Source organism: Flavobacterium succinicans (assembly GCF_001662485.1).
Classification (GTDB): Bacteria; Bacteroidota; Bacteroidia; order Flavobacteriales; family Flavobacteriaceae; genus Flavobacterium; species Flavobacterium succinicans_A.
The window spans coordinates 113,901-136,853 of sequence record NZ_JMTM01000046.1 but is presented as its reverse complement, the minus strand read 5'-3'; the positions used below and the strand labels follow the sequence as shown (position 1 = coordinate 136,853).

Genomic DNA, 22,953 nt, shown 5'->3' with positions numbered 1-22,953 from the left:
AAATAAACGACAAAAATACAGCTTGAAAGACAAAGAATCCACTAAAATCATTTTTTTTGATGATAAAAGTAATGCAACAGATGACCAACGATTATTCCAAGCCCTCCAATGGGAACCAAATAGGTTTCTTCATGCAACGCAAAATCTAAAAGCATCCCATTAAATACCAAGAACAAGGAAAACAGTAGGGTTAATATGATATAGAATGGTGCTTCCCCTTTCAGGATAGAAAAAATCAAAACAGCCGCTATGCCAAAAAAGAAAACATCAATCCAAGGGTTATGCGCAATTCCCAACGGCAATACCGAAAGCAATGGAAAAACAATACAATGTACCAAACAGATACTAGCACTCGAAATTCCCAAAACGTCTTGAACAATCAAAGTTTGCTTCTTCATTTTTTTGTATTTTTGTGATTGGCAAAGATAGCCTCTTTTTTATTTATTGCAACAATGTTGCGTTATTTATTTTTTTATGAAAACTACCCGTAACACAGCGGCCAAAACAGCCATTGCTTCTCTTTTATCCGAATCAAAAGTAGCGCTATCGCATATTGAAATTCAGCATCAGCTGAACGGTCTTTGTGATCGCGTCACTATTTATCGCGTTTTGGATCGTTTAGTAAACGAAGACAGTATTCATAAAATCGCTACTCCTGAAGGCACTGTAAAATATGCTAGTTGCCATCATACCCACACTCATGACAACCATCCGCATCAGCATAACCACGTGCACTTTCATTGTGAAAAATGCCAATCGGTGAGCTGTTTGGATGCTGTAGTCCCTCAATTTGAAATTCCTTCAGCCTATGTGGTGAAAGAAACTAATTTCACCGTAACAGGAATTTGTCCCAATTGCCAATAAACCTCTAATTATTTAGACAAGTCTAAAAAAATATTTAAAGTGAACTTTTTTGTATATATTTGGGTTTTAAAACACTATACAATTGAGTCATTCCTTAGAAGAAGTCAACCAATCGGTGACTACACAAAATAAAAAATCAACGTTTAGAAAAATCTTGGCTTTTCTAGGCCCAGCCTATCTCGTAAGTGTAGGCTACATGGATCCTGGCAACTGGGCTACTGATATTGCGGGTGGAAGTCAATTTGGCTATTCCCTATTATGGGTATTGCTGATGAGTAATCTTATGGCGTTGCTATTGCAAAGTTTGAGTGCGCGTTTAGGGATTGTCACCCAACGCGATTTGGCACAAGCCTCACGCGAAACCTATTCGCCTTTTGTGAATTACATTTTATATTTTTTGGCCGAAATTGCCATTGCTGCTTGTGATTTGGCCGAAGTACTCGGAATGGCAATTGGGATTAATTTACTGTTTGACATTCCGTTAATTGAAGGCGTTTTGATTACGGTTTTGGATACTTTTTTACTCCTCTTCTTAATCAACAAAGGCATCCGAAAAATGGAAGCTTTTATCATAGTTTTGGTAGCCATAATAGGATTTTCGTTCGTATTCGAAATGTTTTTTGCCCAACCAGAACTAGACAAAGTGGTCTTAGGATTGATTCCCTCCATTCCAAATGAAGCTGCGCTTTATATTGCCATTGGAATTATTGGAGCCACGGTAATGCCCCACAATTTGTACTTGCATTCGTCTTTGGTGCAAACCCGAAAATTTGATCGCAGTCCCAAAGGCATCCGTCAAGCCCTAAAATATAACCTAATTGATTCTACGATTGCCCTAAATTTGGCTTTTTTTGTGAATGCCGCAATTTTGATTTTGGCTGCCGCCACCTTCTACAAAAACGGACTATTTGAAGTAGCCGAAATTCAAGATGCACACAAATTTTTAGCCCCAATTTTAGGCACCAAGTGGGCTTCTATCTTATTTGCCGTGGCTTTGATTGCTGCTGGACAGAGTTCAACAATCACGGGGACTTTAGCAGGTCAAATTGTAATGGAGGGCTATTTGAATTTACGCATTCAGCCTTGGGTACGTCGTATTATTACCAGAATAATAGCGATAGTTCCAGCAGTTATTGTAATCTTGATTTATGGCGAAAGTGTCACGGGAAAACTACTTATTTTCAGTCAAGTGATTTTGAGTTTACAATTGGGTTTTGCCATTATTCCATTGATCCATTTTGTAAGCGATAAAAACAAAATGAATGGTTTTCATATCAATACACTAACGAAAATAGCCGCTTGGACCATCGCTTTGATTATTGTGTCGCTCAATGCCAAATTGGTTTTTGATGAGATTCAATGTTGGTTAACGGAGTCTCAAAACCCAATCGTGTTATGGGTAACTGTAGTTCCTCTTGCTATCGGATTCTTAATTTTACTACTTTATATTGTTATAAAACCATTCTTAGCTAAGACAAAATATACCATACAAAATCATTCACCACATAATATGGCCTTGCAATTCAATGCTACCGAGGCACATCTCCCTCAAAAAATTGCTATTGCTGTCGATTTTTCTTTTGCCGATGAAACTGCCATTAACTACGCCTTTAATATGGGTGGAAAAGAGGCTAAATATACGCTGATTCATGTGGTAGAAACTGTTGGCGCTATGATGTACGGCAAACAAACCGACGATCACGAAACTACGATCGACGAAAAATTGTTATTAGAATACAAGGAAATGTTTCAAGAAAAAGGTTTCCATGTCAAAACCCTACTTGGTTTTGGGAAGCCCAACAAAGTACTTCCAAAATTGGTTAATAAAGGTAAATTCGATTTACTTATTATGGGTACGCATGGCCATACTGGATTTAAAGATTTACTATTAGGAACCACAATCGATCATTTGCGCCACAAGATTTCCATTCCATTAGTATTGATTAATAATGCTAAAAAATAAAATACCTCATTCTGGCTTTAAAAGCTGAAAGAGGTTAAAAATTCCATTTCATATGATGACCCACTCCGAAGAAAATTACCTAAAAGCCATTTATCATTTGACGGTGCAGCTTGAAGCCGAAGTGCCTACGAACGCCATTGCCGAAATGATGGAAACCAAAGCTTCTTCGGTAACCGATATGCTCAAGAAATTGGCTGATAAAGCATTAATCAATTACATCAAATACCAAGGCGTTTCCTTGACCGATAAAGGAAGGCACGCTGCCAAAATGATTGTACGCAAACACCGTTTGTGGGAAGTTTTTTTGGTTGAAAAATTGGCTTTTACTTGGGACGAAGTACACGACATTGCCGAACAATTAGAACATATCAAATCCGAACAACTCATCAACAAACTCGATGATTTTTTGGGCAACCCCACCGAAGATCCACACGGCGATCCCATTCCAGACGCACAAGGGAAAATTGCTAAAACCGAAAAACTATTGCTCTCGGAATTGGCTGAAAGCGAAACTGCTATTTGTGTGGGAGTAAAAGATTCCTCCGCCGATTTTTTACAATACTTGAACAAACAAAAAATTGCTCTAGGAGCCGTTATCAAAGTATTGGGGAGAGAAAATTTTGATGCCTCTTTACATTTGATCATCAACGATACACCACTTACCGTTTCGTCAAAAATTGCAGGAAACTTGTACGTGAAGCGGATTTAACTTAGCGTAAGTGAATTAGCTTCTTCCATATGATTATTAGTGATATACTGAACCAAATAACGCTGGTCTCTTTGGTCAAAAAAGACATACCAAGAAGTTTTGTTATTTAGCGAAACTACTATAAAGTAGCTCCCATATTGACTCAAAAATTTAGGCGTTTTGTAGTGTTGCCTTACATCAATATATTTTTCGATTTCATCTCGAAGCGCAATTACATATTTTTCTGCATTTTCTATATAACTGAAATACTCTTCAAAAAATAGAATCGTAATTAAATCAATCAAATAGTTTTCAAATGATGGAGTATAGACTATTCTTTTTTCCAAGGCAAGGTGCGTAAATGGGTGTGAACACGTTTTACCAATTCCTCTCCTGAAATGCCCTCAGACCATTTTTTTTCAAAATTTTCTTCTTCGGATAAAGCGCCTACTTGCTCTAAAAAAAACTGCAAGGCTTCTCCGTGTTTTTGTAAATCTATCGTTACCGATTTTGCTTTACCAGAAACATCTCTTTTAAATTCAACACCTGAAATATTTTTCATTTGTAGATTGTTTAATTGTGATAGTTGACATCATTTAGAGAAACTTTCATCAGAATCTTACTTATAAGACTGCCCTTCAAGTCATTTGAATACAATACTGAGAATTGTTTTGAACAAATGACATACAAATATAGGGATTTAACCACACCCACAATTCCCGTCTCCACAGTTTTTTTTGGACTTCTTTTTCCAGAAAAACTTTCGAATGAGGAAACCAATGGCAATAGCCAATAAGGAAAAAGCGATGATTTCTTGTACCAACATAGTAGATTCACTTTAAAGAATTAAAGGTAGGCTTTATTTAAAATTTGGCACCAATACTAATGTAAAAAGTACGTCCATCATTAGGCAATACGCCAGGTCCAGGATAACCTCCAGCACGACGTGTAGCATAACTAACATTCGTAAGATTATTAATTCCCGACTTGATATTGTAATTTCCTAAAAAGTCATATTTCATAGAGAAATCATAGACGCTAAATCCTGCTAATGCCCCAGTTACACCGTTTGCTGTTGGCGTTTCGGTGTTGTTGGCATCGGTATAAATCTTACTGGTTCTACGATTTTGAAACGTGGCAGATATATTTTTGAAATCCCAACTAATTCCAAAATTATGGATGTAGCGCGGCGCGTTTTCCACTTGTTTTCCAGCCAAATTGCTTTGTGTAATCACAATATTTGGAGCCGTTCCCGATACTTGAGTCAGTCTAAAATCAGAATAAGTTGCATCAATAAAAGACATAGTCGCAAAGAAATTAATATCACCAATGGCTTCATTTACCTGAAACGCTTTGGTCACATTCACATTTACAAATCCTTCAAATCCTTTGTGAATGGTCTCTCCTAAATTGGTTCTGAACAAATAAGTGCTTTGCGTTGGATCGTTATTGGTATATTGACGAATGCTTCCCACTCGGTTTTGATATAATAAATAAAAATAAGACACATCGAAATTAACAAAACCAAAAAGCGAACCACGATAGCCTAAGTCCAAATTATATCCTTTTGCATCTTTCAAATTAGGATCAATCACATCGGTGGTTGCAGAAGGTGTCAAATCAGAGAATAAAACTGGGCGAAAGGCTTGCGAAAAATTACCGTAAAAATTGGTTCTTTCCCATTTGTATTCTACCCCTAAACCAAACAAAGCTACATTTCGGGAAATGTCTTGCGGAGTCGCTATAACATCATTTCCATTAGTAATATTAATTCTTCCCTCACTAGTAGATCGAATCGATTCGAAACGCACACCAGGAGTCACACTTAATCTTGGGGTAATTTTGAACTGATTTTCGGCAAAAGCGGCAAAATTATCTGTAGTAAAATCTAAATCGCGATTGTAACGACCTTCAATACTCAAATCAAAATCGGAACCCGTTGTGCCTCTTCCTTGTTGCACACGGTTCATATTGGCTTGGTACAAACGAACACCGAAGGCTAATTTTTGTTCTTCCTGACCTAATGTATATTTGAAAATACTTCTGGTTTCTAAACCAAAGTTTTTGTAGAAATCACGGTCCACCTGACGATTAGCATAAGCATTTGTTGCGGGATTAATTGCGTCTTCAACATTTGGAGCTGCTAGAAAACCTACTGAATTACGTTCTCCGATTAATCCAAAAAGTTTCGCATTAAAAGTCAAACGGTCACTGAATTGGGTATCCAAAATCAAAGCGCCTACATTCCAAGGCGTACCAAACCAGTTACGACTGCGAAGAGACTGTTGCGGATTAGCTTCAAACTGTGCGTCCGTCAGCCCTCCCGCTTGTTGCATATCATAATCCATATTGGTATATTCAGCAGAAAGTTTGGTTTTTTTGTTGAACTTGTACGCAAAATAAGCATGAGTATTGCGCACCGCATAGCGCCCGTTTTCTCTCCAACCGTCCCCATTCCTGGAATGATTATATACGTAATAGTCTATTTTTTTTGTGGTGCCACCAATGGCGTTATAGGAACTAAACAAGCCGTAACTCCCTACTGTGTTTTGAGTTTCGAAAGAGAAAGCCTTTTCGTTTTCGCGTTTCAATTCGTAGTTGAGCATTCCGCCAAACTGTGATCCAAATTGTAGTGAAGCGCCACCGCGAACCAATTGAATATTGGCTACCGCTTCCAATGGCGGATTGTAATACGCTTCTGGATAGCCAAATACATCCGATGAAATATCATACCCATTCTGACGTGTATTCAATTCCCAACTTCTGTTAGGACTTAACCCACGAACCCCCACATTGATTTGTATTCCAGAACCCTCATTTTCCCAAATCGAAACACCTGGCACTTTCGCAAAAATCTCTCTTGCGTTGTTGGTCACCACATTTCCGTTGGTATTTAATAATGAAATCACTTCGTTTTTCTTTCCAGAAAACAAACTATTGCCTTGCACTTCTTTCAAACGCTCTACAGGTTGTTTCTTGTAATAAACGGTTACGGGATATAGCTTTTTTACAGTATCGTTTAAGGCAACATCATTAGTGTCTTGTTGTCCGAAAGCCAAACTGCTTGTCACTAGTACAAGCGCAGAAAAGAATAATTTCATTTTTATTTAGATTAATTCTAGACTACAAATGTAAGTTCGGATTCTTATTTAGACAAATTAAAAATTACTTTTAACATTTGTTCCGCTACTTTAACTCAATAATTGATAGGTTACTAAAGCCACCGTATAAGCAAAAGCACTCATGAAAATAAGTTGACCAAGCGGCCATCTCCAACTGTTGGTCTCCTTTCGAGTGACCGCTAGTGTACTAGCACATTGCATCGCAAAAGCATAAAATAGTAGTAAAGAAATCCCAGAGGCAAAATTGAAGACTTTTTCGCCTGTCAAAGGATTGATTTCGGATTGCATTTTATTCTTGATGGTATCTTCATTGTCGGTGTCGCCAACGCTGTAAATGGTTGCCAAGGTACCTACAAAAACTTCTCGAGCTGCAAATGAACTGATAATGGCTATTCCTATTTTCCAATCGTAACCTAAAGGTGTCAAAACGGGTTCAATCGATTTACCCATGATTCCGATATAGGAATTCTCCAATTTTTGTGAAGCGACTTCGTTCTCTAACTCGGTTGCTGAAAGCGGTTTATCGGCGTGTTTGCTTACTACAATTTGCTCAGCATTACTGAAGTTTTCACCGGGACCATAGGAAGCCATAAACCATAAAATAATCGAAATCGCCAAAATGATTTTACCAGCGCCAAACACGAAGGCTTTGGTTTTTTCGATCACGTTGATACCTACGTTTTTAAACAACGGCAATTTATAGTTAGGCATTTCGACAATGAAATAAGACTTCCCTTTAATCTTCAATATTTTATTCAAAACATAAGCCGAAAAAATGGCCATTCCAAATCCCAACAAATACAATAACATTAGGGTTAATCCTTGCAAGTTGAAAATCCCCAAAATCCTTTGATCTGGAATCACCAACCCAATAATGATGGCGTAGACTGGCAAACGCGCCGAACAAGTCGTAAACGGAGTCACTAAAATGGTTATTAGGCGTTCTTTCCAATTTTCGATATTACGAGTCGCCATAATCGCCGGAATAGCACAAGCCGTTCCCGAAACCAAAGGCACGACACTTTTACCCGACAACCCAAACTTACTCATAATTTTATCCATCAAAAACACCACACGACTCATATAGCCACTTTCTTCTAGTATCGAAATGAACAAAAATAAAAAGGCAATTTGAGGGATAAAGATTAAAATACCGCCAATTCCGGGAATAATTCCCTGCGAAATCAAATTGGTCAAAACCCCAGCAGGCAAGACTTCGGCAGACCAAGCGCTCAAACTAGCAAATGAGCTATCAATAAAATCCATTGGGACTTCGGACCACACAAAAATGGATTGAAAAATACCAAAAAGGATACAGAAGAAAATCACATAGCCCCAGAATTTATGCGTCAACACACGATCCAATTGTGCTCTAAAATCTTTAGCAATAGATTGATCGATGGTCATTCCTACTTTCAACACATCATTGATGAATTGGTAGCGCTTAATGGTTTCTTTTTGCTGCAATCGTTTCAAATCCGAATGCGATTTGGTAAAAGAACTCTGGATTTCTTTGCGTTCTAAATTCAAAAAATTCACATCTTGCGTAATCACCAACCACAACTTATACAACAATTGATTCGGAAACGCTTTGCGAAGATTTTCAAAATATTCCGTGTCTATAACCGAAGCATTCATACACGGTTCATTAGAAATGGATTTGTATGAAACGATTAAATTTTTCAATTCTTCTATTCCAAATCCTTTTCTAGAACTCACCAAAGCAATTTTGGTTTTCAGTTTTTCTTCCAGATAAGGAATATCCAAACTAATCCCCTTGTATTCCATTCGATCCGCCATATTGATAACCAAAATCGTGGGAATTTCAAGGTCTTTGATTTGGGTAAAAAGCAGTAAATTACGCTTTAAATTCTCCACATCGGTAACCACAATAGCTACATCGGGATAGAGTTTGTCATTTTTGTTAAGTAATAATTCAATCACCACATTTTCATCAATCGAGCTGGCATTCAAACTATACGTACCCGGTAAATCCAGAATATTGGCTTTGAAATTATAAGGCAACTTACAAAAACCCACCTTTTTTTCTACCGTAATTCCAGGATAATTCCCGACTTGCTGGTTCAGCCCCGTTAATTGATTAAAAACAGAGGTTTTCCCCACATTCGGGTTCCCTATCAAAGCGACATTGATGTTGTGATTGCTGGTCATGATCTTTATTGGATTCGTTCCACTTCTATTTCCTGAGCCGTTGCTACTCGAATGGCTACATGCGATCCGTTAATATTCAAGTACAAAGGATCTCCGAAGGGAGCGATTTGCAGCAACTCTACTTCATTACCTGGTAAACAGCCCATTTCGAGCAATTTTAATGGAATGGCATCAATATCAAAGTCTTTGATAATGGCTTTTTCTCCTTTTTTGAGTGAATGTATCGTTGTTGACAAACCTTATTTAGATTGAATTAAGATTGCAAAAATACATATTATAATAGAAATTCAAATGATAATTATCACAATTGTAAAAGAAGTAGCCACGAATTCACGAAGCGTATCAAAAAAACTATCAAAGTAGAAATGAAGTTCCATAAATAATACAACTCGTAACTATTTTTGACTTGAAAAGGCAGAGCAAAAAAACAAAACTGAATTAGTGAAAATTAGTGAAATTCGTGTTCCCTTTTTACCAAACTAATTAGCGCACAAAAAAGTAATATCTTCTATCAATCGCGCCATATCCTCTTTTTTGGTTCCATCATAAAAACCACGAACGCGTCTTTTTTGGTCCACCAACACAAAATTTTCGGTGTGTACCATATCGTACAACTCTTCAGGTTTTCCCAACTTAACTGCCAAATACGATTTTCGAGCCATTGTATAAATTTCCTTTTTATCGCCAGTAACCAAGTTCCATTTGCTGTCTATCACGCCGTGTTTTAGCGCATATTCTTTTAAAACTGGCACACTATCGGTCTCTGGAAAAACGGTGTGCGACAACAGCATCACTTTGGGATTATTTTTGATAGCCGCTTGCACTTCGGCCAAGTTCTTGGTCATTTTGGGGCAAATAGAACCACAAGTCGTAAAGAAAAAATCGGCCACATACACTTTCCCTTCATAATCCTTTTGGGTAATCGTTTTCCCGTTTTGATTCACAAACGAAAAATCAGCAATCGTATGCGCCTTACTCACATATTGCACCGTACTGTCCACCAATTCAGGATTCACATCGGCAGGATTGTAAATAGGCAAGGTCTTTTCAGGTTTCAACGCATTGTAAAACAAGCCAATAGTAATCGCCGAAAACACCAATAAAACACCAAAAAATATACGATACTTATAAAAGAAAGCTTTCATTTGTAGGTTTTTAAAATAAAATAGAAAGACAACATTTGAATTTCGCGCAAAATTACAAAACAACGGTCTGCCTTTCACTACGCTTTTCAAAATAATTTGGGCGTGCCCCTTCGCCTCGTAGAAAAACGAGGCAAAGGGTCGGGTCTCCGTTCCCGCTTTTTTTTATCCCGCGAAAAAACGGGATAAAAAAAGAGCTCCACTCCACCCCTCACGCAAAAAAAAATAGTTATTAGACAGTAGCCATAAGTGCAATGGTAGAAATCTCACTTTTTATCAATACTTTTATAAAATCACCAAAAAATCAATAACTTATACAGAATTCCCTTAATAATGCATTTATTTTTGCAAAAAACATATCTTTTTATGTAACATTGCCTTATTTTAAAAGACCTATACCCGTAACTAATTCAAATTGTAATATGAATCCAAAACAATCCACAAGCTTATTTTTGGCTTTGCCTGCCGTACTAAGTTTTGGCTGGTGTCAAGCACAAACCGCTTCGGCCACCAAAGAGCCCGGAATCAACATCCAATACATGGATAAAACCATCAAACCAAGCGATGATTTTTTCCGCTATGTAAACGGAACCTGGTTGAACACTACCGAAATCCCAAGCGACAAAACCCGTTGGGGAAGTTTTGACGAGTTGCGTCAACGCACCGATACTGACGCTTTGGCGATTCTAAAAGAAGCCGCCAACAACCCAGCGTACAAATCCAACACCGACCAAGGTAAAGCCATCAATTTGTACAAAACCATGTTGGATACCGTAAGCCGTAACAAATTAGGTATTGCTCCCCTAAAACCTTATTTGAAAAAAATCAACGCGGTGAAAAACGTAAAAGATTTACAAGCTTTATTAATCGAAATGGAACCCACAGGAGGCATTGGTTTCTTTGGCGCTGGTGTAGGAACCGATGCTAAAAACAGTAATGTCAATGTAATTAATTTAGGACCTGGAGGCGTAGGCTTACCAGACCGTGATTATTATGTAAGTGACGAAAAGGATTCTAAAGAAAAAAGAGAAAAATACGTACTTCACGTGGCTAAAATGTTGCAATATTTAGGCGACAAACCTGAACAAGCGAAAGCCAATGCGGAGAAAATTTTAGCTTTAGAAATCGAAATGTCTAAGCCTCGTTTTGACCGTGTAGAAAGAAGAGACCGTCGTAAATCATACAACCCAATGACCGTTGCGGAAATACAAAAACTAACGCCATCTATCGATTGGACTACGTATTTTACTAAAATTGGTTTGCCTACGAATCAAACGATTATCGTGTCGCAACCAAAATATATGACGGCATTAGAAACGCTTTTTAAAGAAAACAAAGTAGACGACTGGAAAGCCTATATGCGTTGGTCTTTATTGAACAGAGCTTCTGGCCAATTATCGACAGAAATTGAAAAAGCTAACTTTGAATTTTATGGCAAAACCTTAACAGGTGCTGTAAAACAAAGACCTTTTGAAGAAAGAGCTTTACAAACCGTAACCGGTTCGGTGGGTGAAGCCTTAGGAAAATTATACGTAGAGAAAAAATTCCCTGCCGAAGCTAAAGAAAAGGCAGCAAAAATGATTAAAAACATTTTCCGTGCTTACGAAAACCGCATCAACAACTTACCTTGGATGTCTGCTGAAACGAAAGTAAGTGCGATTGCCAAATTAAACAAACTAAGAGTTAAAATTGGTTATCCTGACAAATGGAAAGACTACTCCGCTTTGACCATCAAAAGTCCAGCAGAAGGAGGAACGTTTTTCGAGAACGTAAAAAATATAGCTATTTGGCGTAATAAAGAAAATTTGGCTGAATTGACCAAACCCGTAGACAAAGACCGTTGGGGTATGGCACCACAAACGGTGAATGCGTACTACAATCCATCGAACAACGAAATTGTATTCCCTGCCGCTATTTTGCAACCACCATTTTACAATTACCAAGCCGACGAAGCCGTAAATTATGGTGGAATCGGAGGGGTTATTGGTCACGAAATCTCTCACGGATTTGATGATTCAGGAGCACGTTACAATGCCGACGGTAATTTAGTAGACTGGTGGACACCAGAAGATTTGAAAAAATTTGGTGCTTTGACGGGTGCTTTAGCTGCTCAATACAGCGCTTTGCAACCGCTTCCAGGAACGTTTGTAGATGGTAAATTTACTTTAGGTGAAAACATTGGAGATTTAGGTGGTGTGAATGCTGCTTACGATGGCTTGCAATTGTACTTAAAAGAAAACGGCAACCCAAGATTGATTGACGGGTATACACCAGAACAACGTTTCTTCATTTCTTGGTCGACCATCTGGCGTTCTAAAATGAGAGACGAAGCCCTGAAATCGCAAGTAAAAACCGATCCGCATTCGCCAGGTATGTACAGAGCCTATGTGCCTTTACAAAACGTTGATGCATTCTACGATGCCTTCAACATTCAACCGAATGACGGGATGTATATCGCTCCTGAGAAAAGAGTAAAAATCTGGTAAGATTTTCTGATCTAATAATACCAAAACCCATCAGCTAAAGCTGATGGGTTTTTTGTTGGGGTAAAACAAATCGAACTACATAACAAATGTTCCGTTCGTCCTGTATAAATACTATGTTACTATATCAATTGAAATAGCAGCTTAGACAAACTACTATACTATCGCTTAACAATACTTACAGCAGTGCCAGTTACAGTAGCAGCAATTAAGTACTCACTACTTTTTACTTCAATATCCACAAGTATCCCTACAACAGCATTCGCGTATATTTTTTCAGCATTTTGTCTGAGTTGTTCCAAGGCTTGCTCTTTAACCTCTGCAATACTCTGACTTACTCCATCGTAATATTTTTGCATATTAAAAGTCATAGTCATTTTTTGGACATTTACAGCAGTTCCTGAGACAATACCCTTGTAATCAATTATTTTATAATCTTCTACAGAGTTGGTGGTTGTTAAAATCATTTTTTTTTATTTAAAATTTAGTTACTCTGTTTGAGTACAGAATTACTATTTCGTTACACGATGAGATGTAATAAATTGGTCATTATTAGAGGAATAAGCATCCACAGATATTCAAATGATTCATCTTTTTGCAATCATTTTTATTTTTACTCAAAGTATGAACACTTTAATTTATAAATTATTAAATTTTGTAAGGTATTTATGCGAAAAAATGAATGACTTTTATTAGATTTACTTTTCAAAAAATATTTAATTGATAGCTCAAAATCAGAAGAATTTGATACAAGTTTAGCTAGTAACATTACCTTAAATTAACAAACCAAAACAATGTCAAAACCTATTTTACTTTTTTTCTTTCTTTTTTTCATCAATTTTTCTTTTGCTCAAACAATTGATGCTTCTCTCCTCGAAATTAATTTTCATGAAGATAGCGATCCACAAAAGCTGACTTCTTATCAAACCGGATTTTTTTTCACAGCGACAGATGGCTATAATAAACCATTTGGTAGAGAATTATGGTACTCTGAAGGTAAATCTGCTTCTACATTTCTAGTAAAAGACATATACCCAGGAGGAAATTCATCAAATCCATCAAATTTATTGGAAGTGAATGGCATACTTTATTTTACTGCAAATAACGGCGTTAACGGTGTGGAGTTATGGAAAAGTGATAAGACCGAATCTGGGACTAAAATGGTTAAGGATATAGACCCTGCTAATAAAAGTGAGTATAGCAGGCTCTTTAATTTTACAAACAATAACGGAATTTTATTTTTTACAGCTAATGATGGGGTTAATGGATTTGAGTTGTGGAGAAGTGATGGTTCCGAAAGCGGAACATTTATGGTTAAAAATATCAATTCTACAGGTGATAGCACACCTCAAGAATTGTTTGTCTTTAACGGAATTCTTTATTTTACAGCAGATGATGGCATTAATGGAGTGGAATTATGGAAGAGTGATGGGACTTTAGTTGGAACAACAATGGTAAAAAACATTAATCGCTTCAATTCAAGCTTCAATTATCCAAATCATTTTTTGACGTTGAAAAACCATTTTTATTTCTTTGCCAATGACGGAACAAATGGTTTTGAGTTATGGAAAAGTGATGGTACCGAAGCTGGAACAGTAATGGTTAAAAATATTGCAGCAGGATTTAATTCAAGCAACTATGGATTGAGTGGAGCGGTAATAAATGATATGATAGTCTTTGAAGCTAATGATGGCATCAATGGCTTTGAAATTTGGAAAAGTGATGGAACAGAAAGTGGAACTTCAATTATAAAGAATATTAACAATACGTCTTTAAACAGTCTCCCCTACGATTCTAAATGCACTGTTTTTAATAATCAAGTTTTTTTTATTGCTAATGATGGTATTAATGGATTTGAACTTTGGAAAACGGATGGAACTGCTTCTGGTACCTCTATGCTAAAAGATATAAGTCCAGGAAGTTATTCGATTTCAATCAATACGATTCATTTCGACAAAGTAAATAATAAACTTCTATTTTATATTGGTGACAAGTTATGGAGCAGTGATGGAACTGAACAAGGGACTATTGTATTGCCTAATGTTACTAAAAGTAATATTTCAGGTATAGAAGAAAGTTTTGTTACTACTCCTTTCGGCACTTTTTTTACAGGGCAAAATGAAAGAAATGGAAATGAACTTTGGATTACTAATGGCACGCCCAATGGCACTTCTTTATTTACGGATTTAAACTACTCGAACAGTAGTAACCCTGCAAGATTTACGGATGTAAATGGAACTTTGATAATTAGAGCTGGGGATAAAGGGTATGGAAATCAATTATATAAAAGTGACGGAACAATTAAAGGAACTACGTTGTTAAAAGACATAAGTCCATACAACAATTGCATAGATGATATTTCTGAAATTAAGGTGATGAATGGAACTATGTATTTTAGTGCGGTTAATAGTGCAAACGGATATGAACTTTGGAAGAGTGATGGTACAATATCTGGAACTAAAATGGTCAAAGACATTTTCCCTGGTTCAGGAAGTAGCATGTATAATGAAGGTATAAAGCAAAATTTTACCATAATAAATAACATACTGTACTTTTCTGCTAGAGATTCACATGGAACTGAGTTATGGAGAAGCGATGGAACTGAAGAAGGTACGTATTTAATTAAAGACATTTTTAGCGCAGGAAGCAGTCACCCTCATAACTTTGTTTTATTTAATAATGTGATCTATTTTATTGCTCAAGATGCAGAAGGTAATAATTTATGGAAAACAGATGGTACAAATGTAGGCACTACAAAAGTTATGTATTTACATGACACAAGCATTTTAAAAAAGGTAAAAAATAAGTTATTCATAGTAGCTGAAACTTCTGGAACAACATACGGACCACACGACGTTTGGATATCTGATGGAACCAGTGAAGGAACAAAACATTTAAAAAGTTTTGGTGATCATTTTAATAGCGATATTAGGATAACTACCATTTTAAATGATGAAGTTTATTTTGTAGCTAAAAACCCTGATAGCTTTCGTAGTGCTGTATATAAAACTGATGGCACTCTGAGTGGAACAGTTCTATTATTTGATGCGGCTAACCATCCAACCAATCCTGAATATAATGTATATGAACTGATTACATGTGGAAATTATGTTTATTTCACTATTGCAAAAGATTATTATTCATATGGAAAAGAAGTTTGGAGAACCAATGGAATTGTTACAGAAAAAATAGCAAGTTCCGGACCAATGGATTATAATTATTATAAAAATCTTACATTATATAAAAATAATTTATTGTATTTAGAGGGAAAATCGCTAAAAAAGATATGGGTTATTAATGATACAATGGCAACTCCTGCCAGTGTAGAAGTAAATGTAGTAAACGGTAATCAATTTGAAGAATATGAAGGTATAGAAGAATTAGGGGCAACGTCCAATAAACTATATTTTAGAGCTAGAACAGCAAAAAGCGGCAATGAATTATATGTTACTAACTTTGATTTTTCAACGTTAAGTATTGCTGATAAAGAAAACTATGAAACTATTAAAAACAAAGAAATAGTCGTATATCCTAATCCAGCAGATAAAACGGTTAACCTACAATCATTAACCTCAGACACTATCCTTAGTTATCAAATCATTGATAATGCAGGAAAGGTAGTAAAAACTAGTGTTCAAGAACCTGTAAACTCGGAAATTAATATTGACACTAGTAGTTTAACTTCTGGAATTTATTTTGTTAAAGTAAGAACTACCAAGGCTAATGTTACTACATTGAAACTTTTGGTAAATCATTAAAATTTTCAATACAAACAGATTGCAAAATCTAATGTCTTCACAAAGTGAAATACTAATCACATTACAAAATCCAATTTCATACTTTTTAACAATGTTCCTGCAAGGTCTTTTTTTGACCTTGTAGGTTTTTGGATTCAAAGAACATACCTATAAGGTTTTGAAGACCTTGCAGGAAAACAACTGGAAAATCATTTAAAAAACACGATTTTAATTAGCAGTGCTTGGCTAATGAAAAACAAAACGTTCTAGCCTAGCCCCGATGGGAGCGGCATCCTTGCTTGGCGGGGTTCGCCGAGCAAGATATAGCGGACAGTGGGACGACTCGTGTGGTGGGCAGGTCACGGGTGCTCCTTATCATACTATTACATTTACCGTTACCTTCTCCTAATAAAAAACCCACTCACTAGGAATGGGTTTTGTTGGATTATTTTAAAAGGTACTCTTGCATAAATCGGATGACGGCCAGTCGCTGGTAATCGACGTTGGCTTTTTTCTTGAAGCCGTGACCTTCGTCTTTGGCCTCGAGGTACCAAACCGTATTGCCTTGTGCTTTAAGTTTGTCACGCATTTGAAGGGCTTCGGTCACGGGAACGCGAGGGTCGTTGGTGCCCTGAATGATGAATAACGGTTTTTTGATTTTATCGGTATTGTTTAAAGGCGCCATTTTATCAAAAAAAGCGGCCATTTCGGGGATGCGTTCATCGCCATATTCTACTCTTCGCAGGTCGCGACGGTATTCCTCGGTGTTTTTGAGGAAGGTATTGAAGTTGGAAATCCCCACAATATCTACCGAGCATCGGATTTTGTCGGCATAGTGAAAGGCCGTGGCCAAAGTCATATAACCGCCATAACTTCCGCCCATAATCATAATGCGGTCTTTGTCGAGTTCGGGTTGTTGGGCAATCCAATCCAATAGCGCGCCAATGTCTTTTACGGAATCTTCGCGTAACATCCCGTTGTCTTTGGCCAAATAGGTTTTACCAAAACCCGCAGAACCTCGCACGTTCGGGAAAATCATCGCAACGCCCATTTCGTTGGTGTAAAAATTGCTTGCGCCCAAGAAAGATGCTTGCGATTGTGCCTCTGGTCCACCGTGAATCTGAATCAGCACCGGTCTTTTTCCTGTGAATTTTGAAGCGGCTGGGTAATAAAATCCTGAAATGCCCAAGCCATCAAAACTTTTCCATTCGATAAATTTTGGCAATGCCATATCAGAAGCTTGCATTTCGCCCAATTCGCTCGCGGTCCATTGCTCGATTTTGCCATTTTTTAGCGAAAGGCGGTACACATCCGAAGCCGTTTGAGCTGTTGATTGGGTGAAAAACAAACTTTGGTTGTCCTTGGTAAACTCCGCTCCGCCAATCAATCCGGTTGGAATATTTTTGACTTCGCTATAGGATTGGTCTTTGGTATTCATCAAATACATTTTGTTGCGACCCGCTTCGTTGGTGATAAACACCAGTTGTTTTTTGTCTTCAGAAAAAGAAAAGTTTTCTACATTCCAATTGATTTTAGACGTTAGATAGTTGACTTTTTTGGTCTTTACATCCAAAATAGCCAAACGCTCAAACTCATTGTCTTTATCGGTCAAAAACCAAATTTCGTTGGTCGAATTTCCAAATTTGGCACTGGTTTGAATCACGCCTTTGGTTGCTCTATCGGTTACTTCGGATAATTTGCCAGAAGCGATATCCAAAGACCAAATATGAGATTCATTGGCAGAAATATATTCGCCAATCAAAAGTTGTGAATTGTCTTTGGAAAGATCCAAAATACCCCAACCGCCTCCTTTTACTTGCAGCACCATTTTGGCTGCTGAAGGATTTTTGGGATCCATATAATAAATATCACGATCACCGCCGTTGCGTTTGGTCGAGGAGAAATAAAACCCTTTCCCATCGGCTCTCCAAGTAATGCCTCCGTTTTGTGAACGGCCGCCATCAGTCAGTAAAGTCGATTGTAGCGTTTTAAGGTCTAATTGGTACAATTGCCCAAACTCATTACCGCCCACGTCTTTGGAATAAATCAAATAATCGCCTTTGGTAGGTTCGTAGCTCACGCCACTAACAGGTTCGTCGAAAAAAGTGATTTGCGTTCTCGCGCCCAAAGGTTGCACCACACGATGCAATTGTGCTGTAGAACCAAAACGAGTCGTGATGATAATATCGTTTTTTACGGGATGAATTTCTGCCAAAGAAGCACCACGAGCCTCGGAGTATTTTTTTACCTGAACGGCTAACTCTTTGGGAATGGAAGCAATGTTCTCGGTAATCAAATTTTCGTTAGGCAAAATACCCGTGTTTTTTTGCTGTGCTTGTACTAAAGTCAAGCCGAGCAACGTCGGGATTAAAATAAATGCATTGAACTTCATATTATTTTAGTTTTTGATTAGTATTCGTTTTCGTTGGCGTTGCATAGCAAAATTAATGATGTACAAGCCCGTTAAAGTGACCGTTCCGCCAATAATGATGGCAGCTGTGAGGATTTCGTCAAACAAAAATGCCCCTAAAAGTACCGCCACAATCGGATTGATATAGGCATAGACACTACTCAATTCGGTAGGTAAATGCTGCAAGGCATAAATGAAAGCAATGAATGTCAACACCGAACCAATACCCACCAAATAGGCAATTGCCCACCAAGAAGCGGCAGGAATTTGCGTCAGCGGAATATTAGTGCCTGTAGCTCCTGTGAAAGCAAAAAGGCATACGCTAGAAATCAACATTTGTAATCCTAGACTAAAATAGGGATTAAAACTCGCAGCTTTTTTCTTGGTGTACAAGGTACCAAAAGCCCAAGTAATGGTAGCAGCCACAGACAAGACAATTCCGAACTGAAAATCCGGTCGAATAAAATCAGCCAAATGTTCGTAGAAAATAACGCATACTCCTGCAAAAGCAATGGTGATACCAAAAACAGCCAATCGGGTAATGCGTTCTCCATTGAAAAAGCTAATCATCGCAATCCAAATGGGCACCATTGCGCCAATAATCGCTCCTAACCCACTGGGAATAAATTTCACGCCCCACGTACTTAGACCATTGCTCAGCGCAAAATTAAGCATACTCAAAATCAAGATGGATTTCCATTGTTTGCCTTTGGGCCACGGTGTTTTTTTAATCAAAAAGAAGCCCACATACAAAGCACCACCCAAAAACTGACGGATGGCAGCCAACTCAAGTGCAGGCATATGCTTTACGCCTTCTTTAGACGCCAACCAAGTCGTGCCCCAAGCAATACTTACCCAAGCCAAGGCCAACATAGGCAATCCCAAGGTAGTAAATGGAGCCGTAACGGTATTTTTAATTTTTGTTCTCAAAAGATTATGGAGTTTCTACAAAAGTATACTTTAAAATCGTTTGTAGTTTATCACTACTAATCCTTTTTCCGGTTCCCGAAGAAGTTGAGTCAAAAGTTGGTGCTACCAACTGCCATTCGAGCGCTTTCTTAGTATAATACTCAGCCCTGGTAGGATGATAAGGCGATACCGCATTGAAGGTTTCGTTCCAACAATCCAATGCTATAATTTTTTGAATGATGCTGATACAATCCGTTTGGTGAATGAAATTAATAGGCGCCTTGGCATTGGGTAGATTTTCTTTGCCCGATAACATCCGTATTGGATTTCGATCAGATCCTACGAGTCCACCAAAACGAAGAATGGTGGTTTGAAAATGAGGATTGCTTTGCAAAAGTTGCTCTACGATTACCAATTGGCGACCACCTTCGCTATCGGGATTCAAAGGCGTGGTTTCGGTAACCACATCATTATCTTCTCCGTAGACTGAGGTAGAACTTACAAACAATACATTTTGAACCTCAGATTGTTCGATAAACGGAATCAAGGTTTGCATTTTACCCACAAAATCCTCGCTGTTGTTACTTCTTAATTTGGGCGGAATATCAATAATCAATATTTCGCTTCCCTTTAGAAACGTAGTGATATCGCCAGCAATGGCATTAGGTTGCAATTCCATCAAAAACGGAAAGATGCCTAGCTTTTCTAAATGAGCTAGTTTTGAAGAAGAAGTTGTGGAGCCTTTCACCAAAAAATCATTGCTTATTAAGGCTTTCGCCAAAGGCAAACCGAGCCAACCGCAACCAAGAATACTAATTTGTGTCATAGAATGTAGTTTAGAGCAAATAAAGCTCGAAAGAATTTTAAAAAGATAACTATTCAGCTTGTCTTGCTTTCGATTGCTCCAGCATTAATTGGAGTTTTGGGATTTATTGCATTCGTTATAGCCAAATAAAAGGAGCTAATTTTGGCTAAAGCCTTTAAAACTTTCAAATTTCACCCCTCCAACTAAAGTTGGAGGCAATTAATGTCCAAAAAAACCTGAATAATCACTAAAAAGATAACTTCAAAATCTTATCGCAGCTTAGTTTTTAAACTATCTTTTGCCACGGTCAATGAATCCGTAACAGGAACCACTAATTCCTTGGGAATAATCTGTTGCCCTTTTCTAATTTTTTTACGAATGACTACAGCATCGTTGAGTACAAAGGGCGTTGGCATCATCCAATTGTCTCTTGGTTTGATGTTGAATAATGGATTTTGCAATAAATCAAAAGAAGATTCAAGCAATTCCATATCAATTACGGCTGAAGCATTGATACTAAAATCAAGTACCAAAGGAGCATTGTTAACCACATAATAACTCACTATTTTCTTGCCTTTTCGTTCTAAGGTCGAACTGGTATCGCCTAAATTTCTAGCACCATTGGCTCTAAAATCATAAAACGTCATCGCTTCATTGGCAAAAATATCATAGCGATTGACTTTACGATTCGGTATAATTTTAATTTGAATATGTCGCAAATTGCCTACAAGACTATCTTTTGTAAATACAACTAAAGGTTTCTTTACACCCACTACATCCGTTGTTTCGGCATAAGTAAAACCCGAATTGTATTTGCTAAACAACGGCATATCGTTAAGCGGTCTTGCACTCTTTGGATTGGCACCCAAATAGGTTTTGGTCCAATCATCAAGATTTACATCATACGTTACCCAAAACGCTTGGTTGGTATCTGCATTGTACAAGTACACCAAACTATTGGATTTTGCCTCTCCTGCTTCATAACCCGAATTGTAATGGCCTTTAGCAAAAAACAACAACGATAACACAAACAGTCCTAAAGCCCAACTTCCTTTGCGATTGAACGCGCCAAAAACAGGCAACAATAATCCGAAAGTGAGTACCGTTAGGATAGCGCTACCAAAAAGAATTTTTAATCCCAACCCAACGGGGAACATTTGAATAAATGGCGCCAAAAGTAAAACTGCTGGAATCCCACAGATTAAATTTAATACCCAATTCGAGCGTTGCGTTAAGACAAAAGCACCAAAAGCAATCAGTCCAAAATAAACTGGGATAATCAAAAATCCAGCACCTGTTAGAGAATTAGCAATAAATCCATTAATGACCATCCAAACCAACAAAACCATTACATAATGGTTCATCGTCACTTTTTTGGCGGAGAACCAATGGTACATCAAGAAACAAATCGACAAACTCAACAGTACAAAAGCCGCTATATAATCGTGACCATTGTAAGTAAATCCGTTGAGTAAATCGTTATATTGCGGATATGCCCAAAGCAATCCTTTCCATCCAAAATACGTCAATCCGCCCGCGATACCCAAGGCACCCAAAAGCGGAATCAGTCCTTTGAACAATTCTCTAAAAGTAAAAATGCGTTTGGCTTTGCCAATGAAAAGGAAAAACACAAAAAACACTCCCGCAATAATCGTCATCGGCAATACCCAAGAAAACGGATAACTGATAAACGTAAACGGAATCGTAAAATACACCTCATCTTCGGTAGCTTTTACCGCATCTAAATTGGCATTCGAAAAATACGTTAGCAAAGGCATTAAGTAACGGCCTTGATGCGCCAAAGTGTTTTTGGCCAAATGTTGAGCGTCATCCTGCTGAGTGTGGTAATTATAATGATCGTCGATAAACGCAAAATTCAATCCCTGAATGTTTCCTTTTTCTCTAAAAACGGTCAAGTCCGTGTCGTTAGGCAACATTTTGTAAATACTGTACATCAACGAATTCGAAACAGGATACGTCACCCCAGCTTTTGAAAATTCGTTCACCAAACCAGCATTCCCCTTGTTGGTTTCCATCAACATATAACTCGGTCCCGATGAGCCACGCGCTTCAAAATTGAGTGCCAATCCCACCTCTTTAGCCCAAGGATGCTGGGTCACGAACAAAGCAGCTCCGTTTAGTCCCAATTCTTCGGCATCCGAAAAAACAATAATGATGTCGTTTTTATGCTGTTTTTTGGATTGCAAAAAAGCACGAACGCCTTCAATAATAGTAGCTACTCCAGAGGCATCATCACTTGCTCCGTGTGAAAATGAATGCGGCGCGCTATCGTAATGCGAGAGCAACAACAACGCTTTTTTTGAATTCGTTCCCTTAATGCGACCAATAATATTTTTAGACTGTACCAAATTTCCCCAATCGCTCATCGTGTAGCCTTCTTGCACTTGAGTAGCAATACCCATCGTTTTCAATTCTTGTACTAACATTTGTGCGACCACCTCGTGGTTGGCAGAACCTACATAATGCGGTTCCTTCGTCATCTTTTCCACCATTTTGAAAGCCCGCTTGGTCGAAAAATTGGCTAGATTTTGTTCTTCATATTCTATGGTTTGCGGCATTTGCAGAAAGTAACCTGCTGCCAAAACGAGCAACAGCACAAAAACCGAAAGTAAAGAGGCGTATTTTTTCATAGCAATG

At 37.8% G+C, this 22,953-nt stretch carries 18 protein-coding genes; 5 read left to right on the top strand and 13 right to left on the bottom strand.

Annotated features, from left to right (window positions below):
* Positions 1 to 47 precede the first annotated feature (47 nt).
* Complete coding sequence (locus tag FLB_RS07845; RefSeq protein ID WP_064715404.1) at positions 48 to 398, bottom strand: MerC domain-containing protein; 351 nt, start codon at positions 396 to 398, stop codon at positions 48 to 50.
* Positions 399 to 474: 76 nt separating this feature from the next.
* On the opposite strand from FLB_RS07845, the gene FLB_RS07840 reads away from it, so the two are divergent.
* The 3 genes from FLB_RS07840 (at position 475) to FLB_RS07830 (ending at position 3,536) form a co-directional block, all read left to right on the top strand.
* Positions 475 to 864 (top strand): Fur family transcriptional regulator, encoded by a 390-nt coding sequence (locus tag FLB_RS07840; RefSeq protein ID WP_064715403.1) that lies wholly within the window; start codon positions 475 to 477, stop codon positions 862 to 864.
* An 82-nt stretch (positions 865 to 946) separates the two neighbouring features.
* Entirely contained in the window at positions 947 to 2,827 is a 1,881-nt protein-coding gene (locus tag FLB_RS07835; protein ID WP_064715402.1) for an Nramp family divalent metal transporter, read from the top strand.
* Positions 2,828 to 2,882: 55 nt separating this feature from the next.
* Positions 2,883 to 3,536, top strand: a complete 654-nt coding sequence (locus FLB_RS07830) for a metal-dependent transcriptional regulator (protein ID WP_082923255.1) — start codon at positions 2,883 to 2,885, stop codon at positions 3,534 to 3,536.
* On the opposite strand, the gene FLB_RS07825 is transcribed toward FLB_RS07830, so the two are convergent.
* The 7 genes from FLB_RS07825 to FLB_RS07800 form a co-directional block, all read right to left on the bottom strand.
* Entirely contained in the window at positions 3,533 to 3,862 is a 330-nt protein-coding gene (locus tag FLB_RS07825; RefSeq protein WP_064715400.1) for a hypothetical protein, read from the bottom strand. The two genes, FLB_RS07830 and FLB_RS07825, sit on opposite strands and share 4 nt — an antisense overlap.
* Entirely contained in the window at positions 3,847 to 4,077 is a 231-nt protein-coding gene (locus FLB_RS07820) for a hypothetical protein (protein ID WP_064715399.1), read from the bottom strand. The genes FLB_RS07825 and FLB_RS07820 overlap by 16 nt, the downstream gene beginning before the upstream one ends.
* Before the next feature lie 138 nt (positions 4,078 to 4,215).
* Positions 4,216 to 4,341 carry a FeoB-associated Cys-rich membrane protein gene (locus tag FLB_RS14140; protein WP_082923242.1) on the bottom strand — a complete coding sequence of 42 codons (126 nt, stop codon included), beginning with the start codon at positions 4,339 to 4,341 and terminating at the stop codon, positions 4,216 to 4,218.
* A 37-nt stretch (positions 4,342 to 4,378) separates the two neighbouring features.
* Complete coding sequence (locus FLB_RS07815) at positions 4,379 to 6,616, bottom strand: TonB-dependent receptor family protein (protein ID WP_064715398.1); 2,238 nt, start codon at positions 6,614 to 6,616, stop codon at positions 4,379 to 4,381.
* 90 nt (positions 6,617 to 6,706) lie between these two features.
* Entirely contained in the window at positions 6,707 to 8,809 is a 2,103-nt protein-coding gene (gene feoB / locus FLB_RS07810; protein ID WP_064715397.1) for a ferrous iron transport protein B, read from the bottom strand.
* A 5-nt stretch (positions 8,810 to 8,814) separates the two neighbouring features.
* Positions 8,815 to 9,045: a ferrous iron transport protein A gene (locus FLB_RS07805; protein ID WP_064715396.1), complete on the bottom strand. Its 231-nt coding sequence runs from the start codon at positions 9,043 to 9,045 to the stop codon at positions 8,815 to 8,817.
* A gap of 243 nt (positions 9,046 to 9,288) precedes the next feature.
* Entirely contained in the window at positions 9,289 to 9,954 is a 666-nt protein-coding gene (locus FLB_RS07800; RefSeq protein WP_064715395.1) for an SCO family protein, read from the bottom strand.
* A 419-nt stretch (positions 9,955 to 10,373) separates the two neighbouring features.
* Here FLB_RS07800 and FLB_RS07795 point away from each other — a divergent pair, with 419 nt between their 5' ends.
* A complete protein-coding gene (locus FLB_RS07795) occupies positions 10,374 to 12,437 on the top strand; it encodes a M13 family metallopeptidase (protein WP_064715394.1) in 2,064 nt (687 codons plus the stop codon).
* A gap of 158 nt (positions 12,438 to 12,595) precedes the next feature.
* Here FLB_RS07795 and FLB_RS07790 read toward each other — a convergent pair whose 3' ends face one another.
* Positions 12,596 to 12,901, bottom strand: a complete 306-nt coding sequence (locus FLB_RS07790; RefSeq protein WP_064715393.1) for a heavy metal-binding domain-containing protein — start codon at positions 12,899 to 12,901, stop codon at positions 12,596 to 12,598.
* Between the two features lie 327 nt (positions 12,902 to 13,228).
* Here FLB_RS07790 and FLB_RS07785 point away from each other — a divergent pair, with 327 nt between their 5' ends.
* Positions 13,229 to 16,192 carry an ELWxxDGT repeat protein gene (locus tag FLB_RS07785; protein WP_064715392.1) on the top strand — a complete coding sequence of 988 codons (2,964 nt, stop codon included), beginning with the start codon at positions 13,229 to 13,231 and terminating at the stop codon, positions 16,190 to 16,192.
* Positions 16,193 to 16,616: 424 nt separating this feature from the next.
* Here the strand turns inward: FLB_RS07785 and FLB_RS07780 are convergent, their stop codons facing one another.
* From FLB_RS07780 to FLB_RS07765, 4 genes are all read right to left on the bottom strand, one after another.
* A complete protein-coding gene (locus tag FLB_RS07780) occupies positions 16,617 to 18,563 on the bottom strand; it encodes a S9 family peptidase (protein WP_064715391.1) in 1,947 nt (648 codons plus the stop codon).
* A 6-nt stretch (positions 18,564 to 18,569) separates the two neighbouring features.
* The gene (locus tag FLB_RS07775) at positions 18,570 to 19,511 is read right to left on the bottom strand and encodes a DMT family transporter (RefSeq protein ID WP_231891062.1); all 942 of its coding nucleotides are present in this window, start codon (positions 19,509 to 19,511) and stop codon (positions 18,570 to 18,572) included.
* A 4-nt stretch (positions 19,512 to 19,515) separates the two neighbouring features.
* A complete protein-coding gene (locus FLB_RS07770) occupies positions 19,516 to 20,316 on the bottom strand; it encodes an SDR family oxidoreductase (protein ID WP_064715390.1) in 801 nt (266 codons plus the stop codon).
* Positions 20,317 to 20,564: 248 nt separating this feature from the next.
* On the bottom strand, positions 20,565 to 22,946 hold the full coding sequence (locus FLB_RS07765) for a M28 family peptidase (RefSeq protein WP_082923241.1): 2,382 nt from the start codon (positions 22,944 to 22,946) through the stop codon (positions 20,565 to 20,567).
* Positions 22,947 to 22,953: the final 7 nt, after the last annotated feature.